This window comes from Rahnella sp. JUb53 (assembly GCF_004346065.1).
GTDB classification, from domain to species: domain Bacteria; phylum Pseudomonadota; class Gammaproteobacteria; order Enterobacterales; family Enterobacteriaceae; genus Rahnella; species Rahnella variigena.
The window spans coordinates 652753-672823 of record NZ_SLYT01000001.1 but is presented as its reverse complement, the minus strand read 5'-3'; the positions used below and the strand labels follow the sequence as shown (position 1 = coordinate 672823).

The 20071-nt window shown below is 53.3% G+C and carries 14 protein-coding genes; 7 read left to right on the top strand and 7 right to left on the bottom strand.

The features are described 5' to 3' along the window. The first annotated feature begins 78 nt into the window (after positions 1-78). Positions 79-1086: a magnesium/cobalt transporter CorA gene (corA, locus tag EC840_RS03160; RefSeq protein WP_129638761.1), complete on the top strand. Its 1008-nt coding sequence runs from the start codon at positions 79-81 to the stop codon at positions 1084-1086. A 580-nt stretch (positions 1087-1666) separates the two neighbouring features. Here corA and EC840_RS03155 read toward each other — a convergent pair. The 4 genes from EC840_RS03155 to EC840_RS03140 form a co-directional block, all read right to left on the bottom strand. Next, positions 1667-4093, bottom strand: coding sequence for a DUF3772 domain-containing protein (locus EC840_RS03155; protein ID WP_112290232.1), 2427 nt, complete (start codon positions 4091-4093; stop codon positions 1667-1669). Positions 4094-4242: 149 nt separating this feature from the next. Further along, on the bottom strand, positions 4243-5061 hold the full coding sequence (locus EC840_RS03150; RefSeq protein ID WP_132963966.1) for a hypothetical protein: 819 nt from the start codon (positions 5059-5061) through the stop codon (positions 4243-4245). A gap of 22 nt (positions 5062-5083) precedes the next feature. Next, positions 5084-6745, bottom strand: coding sequence for a multidrug ABC transporter permease/ATP-binding protein (locus EC840_RS03145; protein ID WP_120164033.1), 1662 nt, complete (start codon positions 6743-6745; stop codon positions 5084-5086). A 66-nt stretch (positions 6746-6811) separates the two neighbouring features. Next, a complete protein-coding gene (locus EC840_RS03140; RefSeq protein WP_129638759.1) occupies positions 6812-8212 on the bottom strand; it encodes an MFS transporter in 1401 nt (466 codons plus the stop codon). Positions 8213-8383: 171 nt separating this feature from the next. On the opposite strand from EC840_RS03140, the gene EC840_RS03135 reads away from it, so the two are divergent. The 3 genes from EC840_RS03135 to EC840_RS03125 all read left to right on the top strand — a co-directional run bounded on the left by EC840_RS03135 (position 8384) and on the right by EC840_RS03125 (position 11645). Next, positions 8384-9328, top strand: a complete 945-nt coding sequence (locus EC840_RS03135; protein ID WP_129638758.1) for a LysR substrate-binding domain-containing protein — start codon at positions 8384-8386, stop codon at positions 9326-9328. Continuing rightward, positions 9328-10614 (top strand): DUF445 family protein, encoded by a 1287-nt coding sequence (locus EC840_RS03130; protein WP_132963965.1) that lies wholly within the window; start codon positions 9328-9330, stop codon positions 10612-10614. Before EC840_RS03135 ends, EC840_RS03130 begins: the two co-directional genes overlap by 1 nt. 236 nt (positions 10615-10850) lie before the next feature. Then, positions 10851-11645: a YaeF family permuted papain-like enzyme gene (locus EC840_RS03125; protein WP_129638756.1), complete on the top strand. Its 795-nt coding sequence runs from the start codon at positions 10851-10853 to the stop codon at positions 11643-11645. Positions 11646-11683: 38 nt separating this feature from the next. On the opposite strand, the gene EC840_RS03120 is transcribed toward EC840_RS03125, so the two are convergent. After that, positions 11684-12781: a glycerol dehydrogenase gene (locus EC840_RS03120; RefSeq protein WP_132963964.1), complete on the bottom strand. Its 1098-nt coding sequence runs from the start codon at positions 12779-12781 to the stop codon at positions 11684-11686. Between the two features lie 392 nt (positions 12782-13173). Here EC840_RS03120 and EC840_RS03115 point away from each other — a divergent pair, with 392 nt between their 5' ends. Then, on the top strand, positions 13174-13356 hold the full coding sequence (locus tag EC840_RS03115) for a hypothetical protein (protein ID WP_112289272.1): 183 nt from the start codon (positions 13174-13176) through the stop codon (positions 13354-13356). 286 nt (positions 13357-13642) lie between these two features. On the opposite strand, the gene EC840_RS03110 is transcribed toward EC840_RS03115, so the two are convergent. Next, complete coding sequence (locus EC840_RS03110) at positions 13643-15301, bottom strand: glucan biosynthesis protein (RefSeq protein WP_132963963.1); 1659 nt, start codon at positions 15299-15301, stop codon at positions 13643-13645. Positions 15302-15697: 396 nt separating this feature from the next. Between EC840_RS03110 and EC840_RS03105 the strand changes: the two genes are divergently transcribed. Next, positions 15698-17086 (top strand): CoA transferase, encoded by a 1389-nt coding sequence (locus tag EC840_RS03105; RefSeq protein ID WP_132963962.1) that lies wholly within the window; start codon positions 15698-15700, stop codon positions 17084-17086. Positions 17087-17091: 5 nt separating this feature from the next. Here EC840_RS03105 and EC840_RS03100 read toward each other — a convergent pair whose 3' ends face one another. Next, complete coding sequence (locus EC840_RS03100; RefSeq protein ID WP_132963961.1) at positions 17092-17943, bottom strand: AraC family transcriptional regulator; 852 nt, start codon at positions 17941-17943, stop codon at positions 17092-17094. 265 nt (positions 17944-18208) lie between these two features. Here EC840_RS03100 and EC840_RS03095 point away from each other — a divergent pair, with 265 nt between their 5' ends. Next, positions 18209-20047 (top strand): DUF2264 domain-containing protein, encoded by a 1839-nt coding sequence (locus EC840_RS03095; protein ID WP_132963960.1) that lies wholly within the window; start codon positions 18209-18211, stop codon positions 20045-20047. The last annotated feature ends 24 nt before the right edge of the window (positions 20048-20071 follow it).

Sequence of the window (20071 nt, the reverse complement as noted above, 5' to 3'; positions counted from 1 at the left end):
CTGCGCTATTCTGTTCAGACACTGAAATCATCCTGCCTGCGGGCAGGATTTTTGTCTGAATAACAATCGGGTAAAACAATGAACTCCATTTCCAGCGAAGATAAAAAACCCAGCTGTGATTCAGTGATCAACAGCGTGGCCTACCGCGACGGTAAGCGATTGCAGGATGTGACGGTCGAAGACATCAGCGAAGTACTGAAAGAACCGGATACGTTTGTCTGGCTGGGATTATGGCAACCTGAAGACGCCTACATGCGCAGCATTCAGGAAGAATTCGGCCTGCACGATCTGGCGATTGAAGATGCACTGACCGCCCATCAGCGCCCGAAGATCGAGCAATACGGCGAATCCCTTTTTATCGTCACGCACACTGCTCAGAAAGTAAATGAAACCATCGAGTACGGCGAGACACACCTTTTTCTTGGCAAAAACTTCCTGATTACCGTGCGTCACGGCGCGTCATCCAGTTACAAAGACATCCGAAAACATGCCGAAGAACGCCCGGAAATGATGAGTAAAGGGCCGGCTTATGCGTTGTATTGCGTGCTCGATTCCATCGTCGATAACTATCTGGAAATTTTGCATCAGTACACCGGTCAGTTTGATGCCATCGAAAAAATGATGTTCCAGAACACCTTCAATCAGCAGGCGGTACAACAGGTGTACAGCCTGCGACGCGATCTGCTGTCACTGCGCAACGCCGCCGTGCCGATGGAAGATATCTGTAATCAGCTCAGCCATCATTATGAAGAACTGATGCCCAAAAGCCTGCGTGCCTATATCCGCGACGTACAGGACCACGCCAATCAGGTGATCCGCACGACTGACGATGTGCGCGAAATGCTGTCCAACGCCATGCATGTCAATCTGGCGCTGGTTTCGGTGCATCAGAACGAAGTGGTACAGCGGCTGGCAGGCTGGGGCGCGATCCTGGCAATCCCGACGGTGATTTTCAGTCTGTACGGTATGAACTTTAAAAATATGCCGGAGCTGGATGACTGGTGGGGATATCCGGTAACACTGGGTGTGACTGTCGTCGGTTGCGGATGGCTTTACTGGAAACTCAAAAAATCCGGCTGGCTTTAAAATCAAGACCTTGGGCTCGCCGCCGACACGGGCTCAAAGGTCAAGACCTTGGGTTGCCACCCAAACTGGCCTCAAGGGGCGCCTGTCGCCGCACCCCTTGAGAATCCGGGGCTCTTTTACTGCGCGCTCCGCTCGCTGGCTATGTTTCAGGGAACACTGCGACAGGCTGGAAATCTTGCCGCTTTGCGGTCCCTTCACTCGGTCCTGGAGCCTAAGGTCTCCAGGCCGCTCCGTTCAGCAAGATTTTTGAATCGCCCGCACGATCTTAAATTCAAAAACAGATTGTTTTCATCTTTTAGAAAAGTTGACTGGCGTGCTTAAAATTTAGCTGAACGGAGCGGCTTCAAGACCTATGGCTTGAAGACCGAGAGAAGGCAGTGCGAAGCACCTGGATTTGCGCCACTCACCAATGTGCCGGAACATGTCCATCGTCCCAGCGATAGCGCGCAGTGAAAGAGCCCGGGGGGTCTTGGGGGGTGGCGGCGATAGGCCGCCCCCCAAGTCGGTGTGGGCCGACGCCCACGGTGTTGACCTTGACCTTGACGTTAAAAACGGGCGCGGGTAGCCAACCCCGCACTTTTCACTCTTCCACCGGAGCAACCCTCTCTGCCGGTTTCTCCAAAATCATCGTCTGCGTCTGACTCAGACTGATCCCCGCTGCCCGCAGCATTTTGAGGATTTCGTACAGCAAATCACTGCGCGTGCCGCTGACCATGCGCGGGCTGTTCACATAGCCGGTCACGCTCAGCACAATCCCGGTCGGGCCCAGTTCTTTGAAACTTACCGAGGCCGGTGGATTTTCCAGAATAGATTCGTGCAGGTTGTAGGCTTCCAGCAGCAAGGTCTTAACCTGTTCAGGATCGATATCCAGCGGGAATGTCAGTGCGATAGTCGCCACACCCTGCGCGTTGCCCATGGTGGCGTTACGCACGTTCTGCGATATCAGCTGGGAGTTCGGTACAATCACGGTGGATTTATCACTCAGCTGAATTTCAGTAGCGCGGACATTAATACGACGGATGTCCCCTTCTACACCGCTGATGCTGATCAAATCCCCTACTTTCACCGGACGCTCGGTCAGCAGGATCAGACCGGAGATAAAGTTCTTCACAATCTCCTGTAAACCGAAACCGATACCGACCGACAACGCACTGACGATCCACGCCAGTTTGTTCCATTCAATACCCAGCGACGACAGCGTCAGCAGAATGATCAGCACATAACCCACATTGGTGAACAGCGTCACCAGCGAGGCGCGCATTCCGCGATCCATCATGGTTTTCGGCAGGAAATCGTTATCCAGCCAGCGGCGTGCGGAGCGCAGAATATACCAGCCGACCACCAGACACAGCACCGCGTTAACCGCGTGCGCCGGAATGATGTTCATGCTTTCGAGGCCTTTACCGCCCCAGATATCGACCACTTTTGCCAGCAATTCCAGCGGCGTCGTGGTGCCGAACGTACCGTTAAGCAGCGCAATCGCGGCCATCAGCAGCAGCGCGGTTTTACCGATTGCCGAGAATAATGTGGCAGCCAGAGACAGATGGCGGTCATTGACGCTCAGCGTGCCTTTGAGGATTTTGCCGCTGTGCGTGGTCGGCGAAAATACGCTTTCGCAGAGATCAACAACGAAGTGGATCAGCAGGTACAGGCAGCTGACCACCAGACCAATCCACAGCAGCTCGAAGGTCACGAAACGTGCCAGCGGGATGTAACCGATCAGCAACGCCATCAGAATGACAAAAGCGGTCAGGCTGATCACCAGGTGGATAAGCCCCGCCAGCGTGGATCGCGCTTCGGTCTGCTCGCCTTCTGCCTTCATTCTGCGGCGCATACGGTTGACGCGAACCGGTGCAATCAGGCAGTTGAGCGCCACCAGTAACGCCGCTAATCCGTTGCCGAATAAGGTGGCGGAGACGCTGGCACCGACCAGGTTATTCAGTTGTTCAATAATGCCGAACAGGAAAATAAAGCCCGCCAGCAGAACCGGGAATGACGCCAGCGTTTTCGCCAGCGGATCCGCAATCCCCGGCAGACGCCATGACGGATGGTTATTGGAAAGCAACGCAATACCCAGCCCGGCGATCACCGCAGAGAAATAGGTCAGTTCAACCAGTTGTTCGGCGAATTCTGTCACCCACGGCGAAGTATCCGGCAATCGGGTGAAAATATAGCCCAGCAACTGGACGCTGATGCCCAGCGTTAACGTGGTGCTCAGCGTGGTGAAACAGGCCAGGAAACTGCGACGGAAACGCCCCTGCGGCAGCCAGCGCGGCAGGATCCAGTTCATCGGTTTGTCCAGCACGCGGCGGCCAAACACACCAATCACCAGTGCCAGGAACAGATAAATGCCGGTGCCGACGCGCCAGTCATCACTCCACGCCTGCGTCCAGGCATCTTTAACCTGCGAACCAAAATCATCAAAACGTGCCGCATCATCATCGTTTGGCGTAATCAGCGGTGCCCAGAAATTGCTGCCAAGAATGCTGCCGGTATTGAGCGCAATCTGGGTTTTCAGTGCGTCACGACGTAAGCCAGCGATTTGCGAAGACAGATTTTGTGCGCCAACGGCAATCGCTTTGGTCTGCTCGAGTTGTGTGGTCATCAGCGTTTTGCTGGCGTTAAGCTTATTACGCTGGCTGATCACCTGAGGAGTTTCAGTGAGCGTGCCCGGCGCAGGTGCCGGGCCAAGAACGTCCAGCTGTGCCTGCACCTGCGCCAGCTGAGGGGTCAGCGCGGCAGTCAGCTTGTCGGCATCTTCTGCCAGTTTCTGTGCGGCATCGGTCAGGCCGGTGTATTTCTTATCTGTTTTCGCCGATGAAACCTGCTGTTTCAGCTGATCCAGACGCTTTTGTAATGCCGGTAAGGCGGTGGTGACATTCACTTTTACCGGTTGTTCTGCTGTGTCAGGCTGACCGGTACTGTCGTCCGCGTAACTCAGTACAGGCGTCAGGAATAAACATGACAACAATGCCAGCAGCAGCGGCACTCTTAACATTTTTTGCATAGAAGGATGATTCCGGGAGCTCGAAAAATTATTTTTTTAGAAAAGCGGGAGAAGAATACTCTTTCTTATTAAGAAGAATAGTAGGGATTGTCTGTTTGTTTCACTGTCTGAAAACGGACAGCCCGCAGAAAGGGCTGCCCTTGATCAGATTAGTCGTTTTTACCCAGCATCTGGCGGAGGATCGCAGCGGAATCCGCCGGTTGCAGTGCCAGAATGCCTGAATACAGACTGATGGAAATTTCACAGACCTTTTCGCGATCGACATCCGGTTTGGTCAGGTCGCTGAACATCTGCAATTGCTCGCCGTACATATTCGCCAGCGCCTCGCGCACCGGCGCCATCATCTGGACCACTTTTTCAGTGCTGACGGCCTGAGGCTGCGTCGTCTGCCCGTTGCCGGTCGCCAGCAGTAAATCATTCATAGTGTTGAGATCTTTCTGGAACAATGCCGGAGGCAGAACCTCCGCAGTATTAATCCCGCCGCTGACCTGCGGGTAAAGGAATTTGAAGCAGCTGCCGTCTTTGCGCGCCTGCAACGTCTGCATTTCTTCCAGATTGACCTGCATCGCCTCGTTCACATTGGCGTCCGGCGCATGGGTGATACGCTGCGAGAGCAGAACGGATACCATCGGTTTCACGGTGTCGATCGCGTCCTGCTGCGTTTTGCCCTCTTTCTTCATGTTCAGAATATTGCTGCGGATTTGCGCGTAAAGCGCCGGTTCCTGCATTTTGATGGTGTTATACAGCGGCAGGGCTTCCAGCGCCTGGTCGATCTTCTGCTCTTCGCTGTTGCCTGCCAGACGCGGTTTGACCAGTCCGCCCCATAAAATATTGCCGCCGACAATCAGCACCAGAAATAAAACGACCGCCGGGATGCGCCCGATTTTGCCTCTTTTATGTAACGCTCCGAGCAGCGAGCCAACCACCACGCCGCTGATGCCCCACACCATCACTTCTGTCCAGTTCATAATCCGTTGCCTTCAGAAAAATTTAGTGACTTCCAATTTGTGCGACCGCATCACGGCTGGCGTCAATACGCGCCTGCCCGTGCAGTTCTGTCAGTTTGCCCGTCCGCATTTCCAGCAGGCGGTCAGCGTGTTCAAAATAGTGATCATCGTGACTGATTGCCAGCACGGTTTTCCCCATATCACGCAATTGTGGCAACAGCTCACGGTAGAAAGTCCGGCGGAACTGCGGATCCTGATCGGCTGCCCATTCGTCGAGCAGCAGGAAGTCTCGCCCTTCTGCCGCCGCCAGCAGCAACGCCACGCGCTTACGTTGCCCCTGAGACAGTTGCAGGTTAGTGACTTCGTTGCCGCTGAACTGGAGTTTTTCTTTCATTTTCAGTCGTTGCAGCCAGTCTTCCACGACCAGCGGATCCGGCTGTCCGCCTTGCGGGCCAATCAGCTGACCAAACAGATGGAAATCAGTAAAGACCGCCGAGAAGATCTGCCGATACTGTTCAGCATTTTCTGCCGTAACTGGTACACCATCGAGCAGGATCTGCCCGGAACGCGGCTGATACAGGCCGGTCAGCAACATCGCCATGGTGGATTTTCCGCTGCCGTTGCCGCCAATCAGAAAGACCAGTTCGCCGCGGGTAATGGTCAGATTCAACGGACCAACGCCAAAACCGGCGCCCTCTGATTTGCCTTCATAACTGAACACCAGGTCGCGTAATTCCAGCGTCTGCCACTGTTTTGCAGCAATGGCTGGCGTAAACGCCTCATTATATTCCGCCAGTTTCAGCGATTTCAGTTTGCCAAACGCCACCTGCGCGCTGAGCAGCGTCGGCAGTGCGCCGACCGCCTGCAACATCGGTGTACGCAGGAATAACAACGTCAGGGAATAGGTCGCCGCCACTTCGGTATTGGACCAGCCCATGCCGTTGGCCATGAAGAACACCAGGCCGATTGCGCCCAGCATCATGATATTCGACCAGTTCACGGCGCTCAGGTGGAAAGTATCCGCGCGGATAATGTGGTGGCGATACTCTTCAGCATCTTTGCGGTAAACCTCATCGAACAGATGACGCGCCCGCTCGCGGTTCAGCGCCAGCTCTTTGCGCCCTTCGATCACTTTCTGGTAATCGGTTTGCAGTTTGTCTTCCGCCTCGCGCACTTTCGCCAGATGGCGGTAAACGTGAGACACCAGCTTAAAGCCGCCAAAGATAGTGATCACCAGCCAGATAACCGTCACCAGCAGCATTTCCGGCGACAACCACGCCAGATATCCGGCGCAACCAATGGTCAGGATAATCCCCTGCACCAGTTCCGGCAGACGCACGAACGCCAGTGTGATATTGCGGATGTCACTGCCAAGGCTCGCAAGCAGTTGTGCATTACCGATCTGCTCGATACGCTCAATATCGGTGTCTAAAATACGTTTGATGAATTGTCCGCGCAGGCGGTAAATGAAGTGGTGCCCCAGCACGGTCAGGGCCAGCTGGGAGCCCAGCGTCACGGCCATCAGCAGCAGTAACAGCCCGAGAAATTCCGGCAGGACAATTAAAGAAGCCTGTGTGGTTTGAATCAGTTTCAGATTGATAAACGCGATCAGGCCAATGCCCAGAACGGCGCTGAGCAAACTCAGCGCCATCACCCCTAAAAACGGCCAACGGTATTGCTTAAAAACAACGCGTAACAACTCCATGAATTTTTCTCGTTCTGAATGCAGGAAAATGATGCTGCACGCAGTTTAATGACACATCTTGTCATATCAAGAACAATTCTCATTTTCCCGGTCATCCGGTCGGATCACCATGCGCTCAAACTTGCCAGCCACTACCAGATAGCCAAACATGCCGAGTAAACCGTGTGCGCCAACAAACCACAACGCGAGGTTAAAGGAGCCGGTCGCCGCCACGATATAGCCGATCACTACCGGCGTAATAATCCCGGCCACATTGCCCAGACAGTTAAACACCCCGCCACTCAGGCCGATCATTTTCTCCGGTGCCGTATCGGACATCACCGCCCAGCCAATCGCTGATAAACCTTTGCCAAAGAACGCCAGCGTCATCAGCGCAATCACCGCCGCATCAGTGGAAACAAAGTTCGCCATCGCCAGCATGGCGGCAAAAAACATACCCAGCACAAACGGTGTTTTACGCGCTTTTGACGGACTGACGCCGCGGCGGATCATGTAATCCGACATCACACCGCCGAGCACCCCACCGGTAAAGCCGCAAATCGCTGGTAACGCGACCACCCAGCCAGCCTGCATGACCGTCATCCCGCGCCCTTTGATCAGGTAAATCGGGAACCAGGTCATAAAGAAGTAACTCATCGAGGTAATGCAGTACTGACCAATATAAATGCCCCACAGCGTGCGACTCTGGAACAGTTGCATCACTTCGCGGAAGGTGAATTTCTGGCGCGAAGCACGGCGGTTAAGTTCGAGATCGACCAGCGCACCGTTGGCGCGGATGTGTTCGAGTTCGGCAGGTTTTATGTGCGGACTGCTGTGCGGTTCTTTATAAAAGGCGAACCATAAAATACCGGCGAACAGCCCGACCGCGCCCATCCACAAGAACACATGTTCCCAGCCGAGCGCGTGAGTCAGCCACGCCATGATCGGCGTGAATACGCCAATTGCCATGTACTGCGCGGAGTTAAACAGCGACGTCGCCGTGCCGCGTTCATTGGTCGGGAACCAGCAGGCGACAATGCGTGCATTGGCGGGAAATGCCGGAGACTCCACCAGACCGAGCATAAAGCGCAGGAAGAACAGCATGATAGCCGCCGAAATCCCGCTGACGCCGAACCAGCCGACAGTACCCTGTAACATCGTAAACACTGACCACAGTATCAGGCTGCAACCATAAACCCGCCGTGCGCCGAATTTATCCAGCAGCCAGCCACCGGGGATTTGCCCGATCATATATGCCCAGGCAAACGCCGAAAAAACCATGCCGAGCATCACCGGATCGAGGTTCAGCACCCGCGACACTTCCGTACCGGCAATCGACAGCGTGGCGCGGTCGGCGTAGTTAATCACCGTGATGGCAAAAATCATTCCGAGGACCACGTAACGGAAATGACCCGGTTTCACCGCCTCTGCTGCCGATTCGCGGACCAGCGGTTTGGCGTTATCTGACACATCTGTAGGGGACGTCATGTTTTCTCTCCAGACTTATGAGTGCATTCCTTGCTTTTTGTGACCGGAGACACAGTTTTTGCCGTTTCGGTCACGCCATTCAGATCTAAAAAATCCAAATTAATTAACAGAGTAGAAACATTTAACGATACGGTCTAAGTTAAAAAGACAATGGAACAAGTCAAAAATTGAATGATTGAATTAAACCAGTTGCGCTGTTTTGTGGCGGTCGCGGAGGAATTACATTTCGGACGCGCGGCGAAAAGATTGTTTATGACGCAGCCGCCGCTGAGCCGTCAGATCCAGTTACTTGAACATGCGCTTGGCGCGTGTTTGCTGGAAAGAACCAACCGGCACGTCAGCCTGACGGCCTCGGGAAAGACGTTTTTGCGCGATGCAAAACTGATCCTCGAGTTCACCGGACAGGCGCAGGAAACTGTAAAACGCGTCGAGAAAGGGGAAATCGGGAGGCTGATGCTGGGGTTCACTGCCGTCAGCGGCTACTGGCAAATTCCGCAGATTATTGCGCTGGCGGCGCAGGAACTGCCGGAAATTACGCTGGTGCTCAAAGAGATGGTGTCTTCCGCGCAGCTTCAGGCGCTGGCGGCGCGTACGCTGGATATCGGCTTTGTGCGCCAGCCGGTGGCGCTATTTCCCCTCGCCTATCAGTGTGTGCTGCGCGAGCCGTTATGCGTGGCGCTTCCCGCTGCCTCCGTTCTGGCGGCGAAACCGCGTATCCGTCTGCGCGACTTTGCCGGTCAGCCGTTCATTATGTATTCCGCCACTGAAGGCAAATACTTTTACGACTGTGTAGCCGGGCTGTTTGCCCAGGCCAACGTCGTGCCACATTACGTGCAACATTGCAGCCAGACACACACCATTCTCGGGCTGGTACGCGCCGGTCTCGGGCTGGCGATTGTGCCGGAAAGCGCCCGCCAGCTGGGCTTTCCAGATATTGAGTTCCGCCCGCTCAGCCACCCCGATGCCTTTGCTGAAATTTACATGGCCTGGCGGCAGGACGGCGAAACCCCGGCGCTGGCTGCTTTCCGGCAACTGGTGACGGCGCACAGCACCGCAAATGGCGCTATCGCAAGAAAAAAGCTGACAGGCCGCCGCACGCTTCCTAAACTGAGGTAATGGATAAAGAACAAGAACTTCGCCGAAGTAAACGTAACGCGCTGGGGCTGCTGCTGATTGCCGCCGCCCTGTTTGTCATCACCCTTTTCCTGCCACCCAACTTCTGGGTTTCCGGGCTGAAAGCCATTTCCGAGGCCGCGATGGTCGGCGCAATGGCTGACTGGTTTGCGGTCGTGGCACTGTTTCGCCGTGTACCGGTGCCGTTCGTCGCCTCACATACGGCGATCATCCCTAAAAACAAAGACAAAATTGCCGATAATCTGGCGGTCTTCGTGCAGGAGAAATTCCTCGCGCCCGCGACCCTTATCACGCTTATCCGTCAGCATGACCCCGCACGGATGCTGACCGACTGGCTGAATGCGCCGGATAACGCGCAGCGGTTTGCGAAATATGCCGTGAAGATGATCCGCGGATTTCTGGATGTCACCGACGATCAGCGTATCGCCCAGCTTATGCGCCGCGCGCTGTATCGGGTGATCGACAAAATCGACCTGTCAGCCTCAATTGCCACCCTGCTGGAAAGCCTGACTAAAAACGGACGCCATCAGGAGCTGCTTGATCAGGCGATGGATCAGCTGGAAATCTTGCTGGCAAAAGACAGCACGCGGCAGTTTATTTCCGCGCAGATTGTCGGCTGGATGAAACGGGAACATCCGCTGACCGCCAAACTGCTGCCGACCGGCTGGCTGGGACGCAACGGCGCGGACTTAGTGTCCAATGCAGTGAATTCAGTGCTCGACGATATGGGCAATGATAAAACCCACGCCTTCCGTAAAGGGTTTGACCGCTCGGTGCAGAACTTTATCTGGAAGCTGCAAAATGACCCCGCGACCGCGCAGAAAGCCGAAGACATCAAGCAATACCTGAAAGATGACGAGAAGCTTAACGCGTACGTGTTGCAGCTGTGGGGCGATATGCGTAACTGGCTGAAAGACGATTTAGAAAGTGAGGATTCGCGGGTGTTCGCCAAAGTCACCGAATCCGGGCAATGGCTGGGCAATGCGCTGGCACAAGATGAAAAGCTGCGCCTCTCGCTGAATCAGCAGATGGAAACTATTGCGGAGAAAGTCGCACCGGAGTTTGCCGAATTCCTGACGCGTCATATCAGTGACACGGTAAAAGGCTGGGATCCGCGTGATATGTCACGGCAAATTGAGCTGAACATCGGCAAGGATTTGCAGTTTATCCGCATCAACGGCACGCTGGTCGGCGCCTTTATCGGCCTGGCGCTGTATCTGCTTTCGCAACTGCCAGTGGCAATCCCGTGGGTGATGGCGCGTATTTAACCGAGCCTGCTTAAGTCGTGTGTTAGCTCTTAATACTCCAGCCCACCCCTCCGGTTTAGACCGTGGAGGCTGGGAGGGAGTATTAAAGACAAATCAAAAAGCTAAAATATGCGCCCGCCATTATTTTATCGAACTACTTTATTGCCTGATTAATCCCAAAAGAATAGAATCACCCGGCTTAAATATAACAAAAACGCTTTTATTCGGATTTTTATTACCAGCAAGGATGCGGAAACATGATTTATTTGATCAGGGTAACTCTTTTGCCCGCTATTATTTTGTTATCAGGATGCAGTTCTCAGCCCAATATATCTCAGCAGGCAGAACTTCAGCCCTCTGTCAGTAAAACAACCTTACATTTGCAAAGAATTTCTACGCTGGAAGATAAAGACGCGGTTACGATTACTGCAGGGCAATTACAACCAGGAGATATTCTGCTTTCTTCCTCTACAGGCGTGACATCACTGGGCATCAGATTATTCAGCATGACTGGCGTCAGCCATGCCTCGGTGTATCTGGGCAACGGAGAAGTGGCTGAAGCGGTCGGAGATGGCGTACAAATAATTTCTTTAGAAGACGCATTAACTCACAGCAACTCCATGGTGAGCTTACGCAAGCAAAAATTAACAGACTTACAGGCCGCGAAATTAAGAATTTTCTCTCAGAATAATCAGGGTAAGAAATACAATTATAAGGGCATCATTATTATTGCGCCTTATACATTGACGCGAAGAGTTTGTGATTTACCGCTGTTTTTCGGAAAGGGAAGAAGCACCTGTATAAACACTCTGGCTACCGTCCAGATGGGTGATGCTCCAGAAACGCAGACGACTTTTTTCTGTTCCCAGTTTGTTATCGAAGCCTTTAATTTTGCAGGCAGTCCTGTTACAGCTTCAAACGCGCTCTGGATATCTCCTGCTGATCTTCTGCACATGCGTGAGGGAGATGTCTCTTCTTTCACACCCGTTCAGCCACTGCAATATGTCGGTCATCTGAAAAAGTGGAATTTATATAACGCGGTGTTTGGTTGACTGTTAATGCTCCCCCTTTGCAGAGGGAGCAAAACACATTACTTCACAGATTTGCTGAATGCATCTACCGCCAGAATAGCATTCGCTACGTCTTCGGCAGAAAGAGTGTGGTTCAGGTTACCCAGCGTATCGCCCTCGCCGCCTGCCAGCGCACCGACTTTCACCAGATTGGCGAACGATTCGTTTTCCAGATGCATTTCTTTCAACGTGGTTGGCATTTTGATGGCGCGGTAGAAGCGAACGTATTTCGCGATGTCTTCGTCAGGACGCTGTTCCAGTACCATTTGCGTCAGCGTACCGTACGCCACTTTTTCGCCATGGGTCAGATGGTGAATATCACCTGAAATCGCGGTAAAACCGTTGTGGATGGCATGTGCGCCCGCCAGACCGGCATTTTCAAAGCCCAGACCGGAAAGCAGTGTGTTGGCTTCCACGACCGCTTCTACCGCCGGTGTCACCAGTTTCTGCTCAACCGCGGTATAGGCGCTGTAGCCGTAAGTCAGCAGCGTTTTCTCGCACGCTTCTGCTATCGCCATACCGGCAATTGTCGGGTCGCCGCCCACCATGGAATGAGAATGTGAACGCAGCACAGCCTGCGCCTCAACAAACGTCGCCAGACCGTCAGCAATACCGGAAGCAAACAGGCGTACCGGAGCCTGTGCGCAGACATGGGTATCAACCAGTACCAGATCCGGGTTTTTGTTGTAGAAGCGATAAGATTCGAAAACGCCTTCATCCGAATAGATAACGGAAAGTGCGCTGCACGGCGCATCAGTGGAAGCCACGGTCGGCACAATCACCACATTTTGCTTCAGTTCATCGGCAATAGCTTTTACGGTATCGAGCGTTTTACCGCCGCCGAGGCCGACCACTACCTTAGTTCCCGCATCGCGGGCGATGGCGGCAAGACGGGTAATTTCGTTGGCCGAGGCTTCTCCGTTAAAGCGTTCATAATGGAATTCAACGTCGGCTTTTTTCAGTGACGCGTTAACGCGATCACCGATAATTCCCCAAACGACATCATCAGCTATCAGGAATGATTTTCCGCCCAGAGCAGGCAGATAATCCCCTAATTCATCCAGAACACCGCTGCCCTGAACGTATTTCCTTGGCGAAGAGAAGATAAATTTACTCATGATAAAAACCTCTTTTCGTTGATAATGCTTACGTGAATAACTACCCCGAGGGTAACGCAGCGCGGCAGGAAGCCCAACCCTTTTAATTCACATTAACAGCATGACTCGCAAAGAAAATTTTCAAATAATGAGGATGTTTAAGATATTGCGGCAAATAATTTTCCGATCAAGTAATACCCCAAAATGATTATATAAACCGGCATGATTTCCTCACATAACTCATTCCGTCGATCGTTAGCTTTCATCTATTGAATACATCAATAAAAGCGACTTCCGCTTATCAGCCAGTCACGTATTATTCACTTCATTGGCAGCACGTCGTAAGCAGTGGTCATTAGCCAGCTCGCTGTTAGCCATTCCATTAATATTTTGAACATTAATAAGGGAACAGCATGTATAACTTTCAGCGCTACAATGCCAAAGAACTGGCGCTTGCCTATATGAGCAGCAAACCACACGATTTTTCGCCAAATGAATTTTTACAGCAGTTGAAAGAAGTCGAAAAATCTTTCGATGCTGCGCTGAGAAATCCTCAGCAACAGCCGCAGAACGGAATGCTGGTGAAGGCGTTTTGATTGCCATCCTGGCTTTCATCAGTTGAGTACCGTGCGTTACCCTTGCTTTACCCGTTAAAGCATTTTGCAAGATCCTGTGTCTGGTTCACCTGCAAAAAATAATAATGTAGAAAAGCAAAAGCCCCGAATGATCGGGGCTTTTTGTATTTTTATCAGTCACAGCTCCCCCAAATCATTCAAGCTGCAGGAAGGCGGCAAACGAACGAATCCCGATGAGCTGACTAAAGTCAGTGATTCGGGTGAGCGAATGCAGTCAACGCACCTGCGGCCTGAAGGATGACGGGGACTATTTCGTCATTTTACGATCGTCAATGTACTTGCGTTTTTCCGGCGCGGGCGGGAAATACTGATACAGCCAGGTTTCTGACAAGGCAGTCTGTCCGTTGCGCAGGAACATACGCAGCTCAACCGGTGCGACAGAATCGCTGTCCGGATACCAGTCGAACAGAATGCGATAACCATCGAACGGCTGCACATACAGAATCTCGATATTTTTGATTTTCCCGTGAGAGACGTTGATGACAGGCTCGATGCCTTTATCGGCAAACGCTTTCAGCTCGCCGCCAACGAAATCGATGGCAAAACGGCGCGCCCAGACCTGCGGATAGTTTTCGCCAGGAGCCCAGCCTTCCGGGAAACCGCCCATACCGGTACGGGTCGCCAGCACATTGGCCAGCGGGCTGCGGTGCGGCGGCTCAGAACTCCAGTACAGTTTGTAGCTGAAGCTGAACTCAGCGCCAGATTTCACCGGTTTTTCCGGCTGCCAGAAGCACACCACGTTATCCAGCGTTTCGCCGGTCGTCGGGATTTCCATCAGGTTAACCGCGCCCTTCCCCCAGTCTCCGACCGGTTCGACCCACAAACTCGGGCGTTTGTTATACCAGCCAATGACGTCCTGATAATTGTCGAAATCATGGTCTAGCTGTAACAAACCAAACCCTTTCGGGCTGTTATCGCTGAATGCGTTGAACTGCAAACTCTGCGGGTTATTCAGCGGACGACAAATCCATTCGCCGTTGCCAGTCCACATTTCCAGTCGATCTGAGTCGTGAATTTGCGGATGGATCGTATCGCAACGCCCGCGTTCACTGGTGCCACAGCTGAACATACTGGTCATCGGAGAAATACCCAGCTGTTTGATGTCCTCGCGGGCATGCAGGTGGTTTTCGATTTCCATCACCACGCGGGTCGGTTCGCAGTGGATCACGAATTTATAGGCCCCCGTGATGCTCATGCCGTCCAGCAGCGCATAAACGGTGAACGTCGTATCGCCGGGTTTCGGGGTATCAAACCAGAATGCAGTAAAATCCGGGAATTCCTCCGGCAGATCCGTGAAGGTATCCACCGCCACACCGCGCGCTGACAGGCCGTACTGGTAGGTATCATCCACCGCACGGAAATAACTGGCGCCGAGGAAAGACACCACGTCGCGACGCGTCAGTTCCGGCGCTTTGTTGACTTTAAAACCGGCGAATCCGAGGTTTGAGAAGCCTTCAAGCTGCTTTGTATCCACACCTGCATCGTGATAGTTGAACAGTTCAGGGCGGAAATGAATCTCACGCGCCATATGTTTTACCGGATCCACGGAATACATGCGCACACGGCGCTTAAAGCCCATACCGACGTGGAATAATTCCACATCCAGCTGGCGGTCCGGCAGACCATTCCACAGTGAATGCGCATGGTCGTACTGAATGGCGTTGTAAGCCTGCGGCGTCAGTTCAGCCAGCGTTTTAGGCAAGGGTTGAGGCGCGCCACCGTAGGGCTTGTCCGCCAAATCTTTCGCCATTTTTTTCAGCGCATTGAAATCAAACGGCAATTCGCCGCCGTCTGCCACATTCGCCTCTGCCGCTTCTGCGGAACGGGTGAACAGTGTGGACATTGCCGGCACACCACACCAGGCGGCGAGTGCCATAGATGCTTTAATAAATGCTCTTCGTTCCATGCCAGAATCGTTTCCTGTACTGGGCAAAAAATCTGGGGCTTCGTCACAAAAACGCAGTCCCCGCGTATTCAGAATTTTCGACCCTAAGGCTAACGTAAAATTCACAAGCCGAGTACAAGAAATTGAATGCATTCAGCTAATATTTCGCTTGAAAAAGTTAGCGCTTATGACTGCACTCATCCCCCGTATGGCACGGGTTGAGAGGGTTTTTGGAAACAAGGGATTGAGCCGTAAAGAATACCCTGTTTAAGGGAGATAACCGCAGAAGACTTTAGGAGCATTCTGTTACCGCAAAGTTGCAACTCATCCTGTGACAGTGTCACTCATTAATTTCCCACACCCTCTTATAGATGTTATAAATTTGTAAAGCAAAATTCCTCACAGCGGAGTTAACGCATGTCAGATGAACTTATCCAGAAGAAGGTCCGGGCGCTGTACGCTCAGCTCACCGGTGAGATTTCACTTCCCTGTTCACTTCATATTAATGGCGCCGGAAATCTGCCGTCTTATTATCCGGTCACCCCGCTTATCACCGCGTCCGTGGCATTAGCCGGAATGGCGCTGTCGCGGTTACTGGCGCTCAGGCATGGCGGACATGAAACCGTGACCGTCGACCGGCGGCTGGCGTCGCTTTGGTGTAAAACCAGCATCAGGCCAGAAGGCTGGGAAATTCCACCCGCCTGGGACAGTCTGGCGGGTGACTACGCGACAGCAGATGGCTGGATCCGTTTGCATACCAATGCGCCTGCGCACCGCAAAGTGGTGGAAACGCTGCTCGGAAAAGCACAAAGCCGCGAAGCACTGGCACAGCGGGTCATTATGTGGAAAAAGGCTGAACTGGAACAGGCCGTGGTGCAGGCGGGAGGATGCGCCGCACAGATGCTCAGCCCGGACCAATGGCAGCAGCATATTCAGGGAAAATCCCTGCACAATGAGCCGTTGTTTCAGCGCTCTTTAACACCGGCAGCCATGCTGCCGCAGTGGGCATTATCGCGTGAAAAACCGCTGGCAGGCATTAAGGTTCTGGATCTGACGCGGATCATCGCCGGGCCGGTCGCCACACGTTTTCTGGCCGGACTGGGTGCCGATGTGTTGCGTATCGATCCCTTCGGCTGGGATGAAACCAGTCAGGAAGCCGATGTCACTTTGGGTAAACATTGTGCGCGGCTCAATTTGCATAACCCGCAGGACCGGCACCGGTTCGAAGAATTATTACGTGACGCAGATGTGATTGTTCATGGCTACCGTGCCGGTGCGCTGCACAAACTCGGCTATGGCAGCGAGCAGCGTCGTGCTATTGCGCCGGGTCTGGTGGATGTCTGTCTGAACGCCTATGGCTGGAGCGGGCCGTGGCGCGAGCGGCGAGGCTTCGACAGTCTTGTGCAGATGAGTTGTGGCATTGCGGAACAGGGAATGAAGCTGTCGGGGAGCAATAAACCGGTGCCTTTGCCGGTTCAGGCGCTTGATCACACCACAGGTTATCTGATGGCCGCAGCCGTTTTGCAAGGTTTAGCCCAACGGGTGGAGACCGGTCAGGGCAGCGAATTCCGCCTGTCGCTAGCACGTACCGCCCGGGAACTGATGGAAAATGGCGCATCCGCCGCCAGCGATGAATCGCTGATTGGATCCGCAGAACAAGCCGACTTCTCAACGGAGGCGGAAATCACCGTCTGGGGCAATGCCCGGCGTTTGCTTGCGCCGGTCTGGCTGGAAAACACGTCGCTGCAGTGGGATTTACCGGCTTCACCGCTCGGTTCTTCCCCCGCTGGCTGGCGGTCAATGTGAGGATTTCACGGTAATAATGAAAACGCCGCCTTGCGATATTGCAGCGGCGTTTTGCCGATCATTTTCTTAAAACGGGTGATAAAATACGGCGCGTCAGAAAAGCCACATTCCAGCCCGATTTCCTCAACCGAACGGTCGGTTGAGCGCAGCAGTTCACAGGCGCGTTTTACCCGCCGCGTGGCGAGATAATCCTGAATCGAGCCGCCCGTTTCCTGCCCGAATACCCGTGATATATAGCTTTCTGAAAGACCCAGCGCAGCCGCAAGGTCTGCCAGTGAAAACTTACGCACGTAATTTTCTTCGATCCATTGCATCACTTTCGAAGCCGTCGTGCGGCTGATGGTTTTCGGCTGCCCGTCTTCCGCAGGCATAAACACCATCAGTTGCAGGATAAGCATGGTGATTTCTTCCCATTGATCCGCCTGCGGTTCGGGTAACTGATTAAACTGTTCGAGGATCACTTCGATATGACTGGCATGATCGCTCAGGTCAAAAATAGGCGCGGCACGGTCGGCATCCCAAAAACTGGCGAATCGCCTGCGGCGCTGCGGGAATGATTGCAGACAGCCATCCAGCAACTGATGATCGAGATGAATTGTGGTGCGCAGATACGCGTTCTTCTCGTCCGCTTCCACAAAAACTTTATGCAGTTTGAATGGCGGGAAGACAAACATCCGACCCGGTCGTAGCGTGTATTGCTGATTATCGACAATCACAATGCCGTAGCCCTGACTGACAAAAAGTAATTCCAGGCACTGATGCCAGTGAAAATAATTGGCGCTGCCGCGGCTCATCCGGTTAAAAGAAACCTGACGTTCGTTAAGGGCAATACGTTCGAGATAATCAGATGCCGGCATTCGGGTCGTTTCCTCGCAGTGTATTTTTGCGTCTTTTTTCTTCAGGACAACAAAACACAATTTTCAGTCTGTTTTTTATAATTTAAGCCCTTTTACCCGCCATTTAATAACCACAATTTTAAAAATCACGTCATTCTGTGAAGCAGTTAACAATCAGCACTTCTCACTTCTCTATATTGCAGTCTCGACGCAGAGAATTGAAATAATATTTCAAATTAATAAACCCTTATTTTCTGGTTCCCATTCAGTCACCGGGAGAACTTTGATGACCCTGAATATTGTGAATATCGATAATCCGTTGCGTACCCGCGACGATGTGCAGCAACTGCTTAATGAACTTCTCTCGGCGGTGTCGCCGTATACAGAAGAAGGTAAAAGCGGCATTGATTTGGGAAACTCCACCACGCATTACGGTAAAGAGGTTGCCAAAATGGAGGCGCTGTCGCGCATGCTGTGGGGGATTTTTCCGCTGCTGGCCGGTGGCGGCGAATGCGCAGATCTGCCCTTTTACCTGAATGCCATTCGCCTGGGTACCGACCCGCAGCATCCTCAATACTGGGGGAATATCCGCGATTTCGATCAGCGATGCGTAGAAATGGCCGCCTTCGGTGTCGGGCTGACGCTCCTTAATAAGCAACTCTTGCAGCATTTCACCCCGCAGGAACAGCAGAACCTGGCGGCGTGGCTGGATCAGGGGCGTGATGCGACCATTCCCAATAACAACTGGAATTTCTTCCCGATCATGGTGCAGATGGGCTTTAAGCAAAGCGGTCTGCCCTGGGATCAGGTTGCCGCAGGCGCCCGTTTTGAATTGATGGAAAGTTATTATCTTGGCGATGGCTGGTATTCCGATGGTCCGGGCCGTCCGCGTGATTACTACATTTCAATGGCGTTTCATTATTACGGACTGCTTTACGCACAAAATATGGCGGATGTGGATGCGCCGCGTGCCGCCATGCTTCGTGAACGTGCGCAGCGTTTCGCTCAGGATTTCATCACCATGTTCTCCGCAGAGGGTGCGGCCGTGCCTTTCGGCCGCAGCCTGACCTATCGCTTCGCCGAAGCGGCTTTCTGGAGCGCCGCCGCGTACAGCAAACTGGACGTTTTCACGCCGGGCATCATCAAAGGTGTGATCTTGCGTCATCTGCGGCACTGGCTGAAAGAGCCTATTTTTGACCGTGACGGCGTGCTCAGTATTGGTTATCACACGCCAAATCTGGTGATGGCCGAAGACTATAATGCACCGGGTTCCCCTTACTGGGCGTGCAAGCTGTTTCTGGTGCTGGCCCTGCCTCAGGACGATGCGTTCTGGCAGGCCGACGAAGCACCACTGCCGGAACTATCCCGCGCTCACTGCATTCCTCATGCCAGTCAGATCCTGACCCGCGATGCCGAAGGTGAGCATGTGGTGATGCTCACCTCCGGACAGCTTGAGCTGAATAACTTTGTGAATACCGAAGCCAAGTACACCAAATTCGCCTATTCCAGCCAGTTCGGTTTCACACTGGATCGTGGCCGCTACGGGCTGAATCACGCCGGTTGTGATTCGATGCTGATGTTCTCTGAAGGCGACGGATATTTTCGCGGACGTCGCGACTGTGCCGAAACCCGCATCACCGGCTCGATGATTTATTCCCGCTGGCTGCCGTGGCATGACGTTTGCGTCCGCACCTGGCTTATTCCTTGCGGCGACTGGCATCTGCGGGTTCATCACATCGAAAATCAGCGTCCGCTTGATACAGCCGAAGGCGGATTTGCGGTCATTCAGGAACCTTCCACGCAAGCTGAATTCACCGGCGATCGCCGTGCGATAACGGTCACAGCACGTAACGGCATCAGCCGGATTGTCAGCCTGGAAAGTCACGCTGTGCGGGAAGCCGGTACGGTGATCACACCGCCGAACAGCAGCATTATGTTTGCCGAAACGGCAGTCATTCCGGTGCTGCAAAACAGCCTTCCCGCAGGTTCACACTGGCTGATCACCGCCGTATGTGCGTCGGCAAGCAGTGATATCAGCAACAAAGACGTGCCGGAAGTCAGTCTGGAGGGCGCGCAATTGCGCTGGCAGTCTCCCGGCCACAGCGGCCAGATAACGTTAGGTTAACCGTCAGAGTCCGTTTCAGGAGTC

Coding starts and splice junctions, on each gene's coding strand:
- corA (WP_129638761.1), top strand. CDS start 79: ATGAACTCCATTTCCAGCGAAGATAAAAAACCCAGCTGTGATTCAGTG.
- EC840_RS03155 (WP_112290232.1), bottom strand. CDS start 4,093: ATGCAAAAAATGTTAAGAGTGCCGCTGCTGCTGGCATTGTTGTCATGT.
- EC840_RS03150 (WP_132963966.1), bottom strand. CDS start 5,061: ATGAACTGGACAGAAGTGATGGTGTGGGGCATCAGCGGCGTGGTGGTT.
- EC840_RS03145 (WP_120164033.1), bottom strand. CDS start 6,745: ATGGAGTTGTTACGCGTTGTTTTTAAGCAATACCGTTGGCCGTTTTTA.
- EC840_RS03140 (WP_129638759.1), bottom strand. CDS start 8,212: ATGACGTCCCCTACAGATGTGTCAGATAACGCCAAACCGCTGGTCCGC.
- EC840_RS03135 (WP_129638758.1), top strand. CDS start 8,384: ATGATTGAATTAAACCAGTTGCGCTGTTTTGTGGCGGTCGCGGAGGAA.
- EC840_RS03130 (WP_132963965.1), top strand. CDS start 9,328: ATGGATAAAGAACAAGAACTTCGCCGAAGTAAACGTAACGCGCTGGGG.
- EC840_RS03125 (WP_129638756.1), top strand. CDS start 10,851: ATGATTTATTTGATCAGGGTAACTCTTTTGCCCGCTATTATTTTGTTA.
- EC840_RS03120 (WP_132963964.1), bottom strand. CDS start 12,781: ATGAGTAAATTTATCTTCTCTTCGCCAAGGAAATACGTTCAGGGCAGC.
- EC840_RS03115 (WP_112289272.1), top strand. CDS start 13,174: ATGTATAACTTTCAGCGCTACAATGCCAAAGAACTGGCGCTTGCCTAT.
- EC840_RS03110 (WP_132963963.1), bottom strand. CDS start 15,301: ATGGAACGAAGAGCATTTATTAAAGCATCTATGGCACTCGCCGCCTGG.
- EC840_RS03105 (WP_132963962.1), top strand. CDS start 15,698: ATGTCAGATGAACTTATCCAGAAGAAGGTCCGGGCGCTGTACGCTCAG.
- EC840_RS03100 (WP_132963961.1), bottom strand. CDS start 17,943: ATGCCGGCATCTGATTATCTCGAACGTATTGCCCTTAACGAACGTCAG.
- EC840_RS03095 (WP_132963960.1), top strand. CDS start 18,209: ATGACCCTGAATATTGTGAATATCGATAATCCGTTGCGTACCCGCGAC.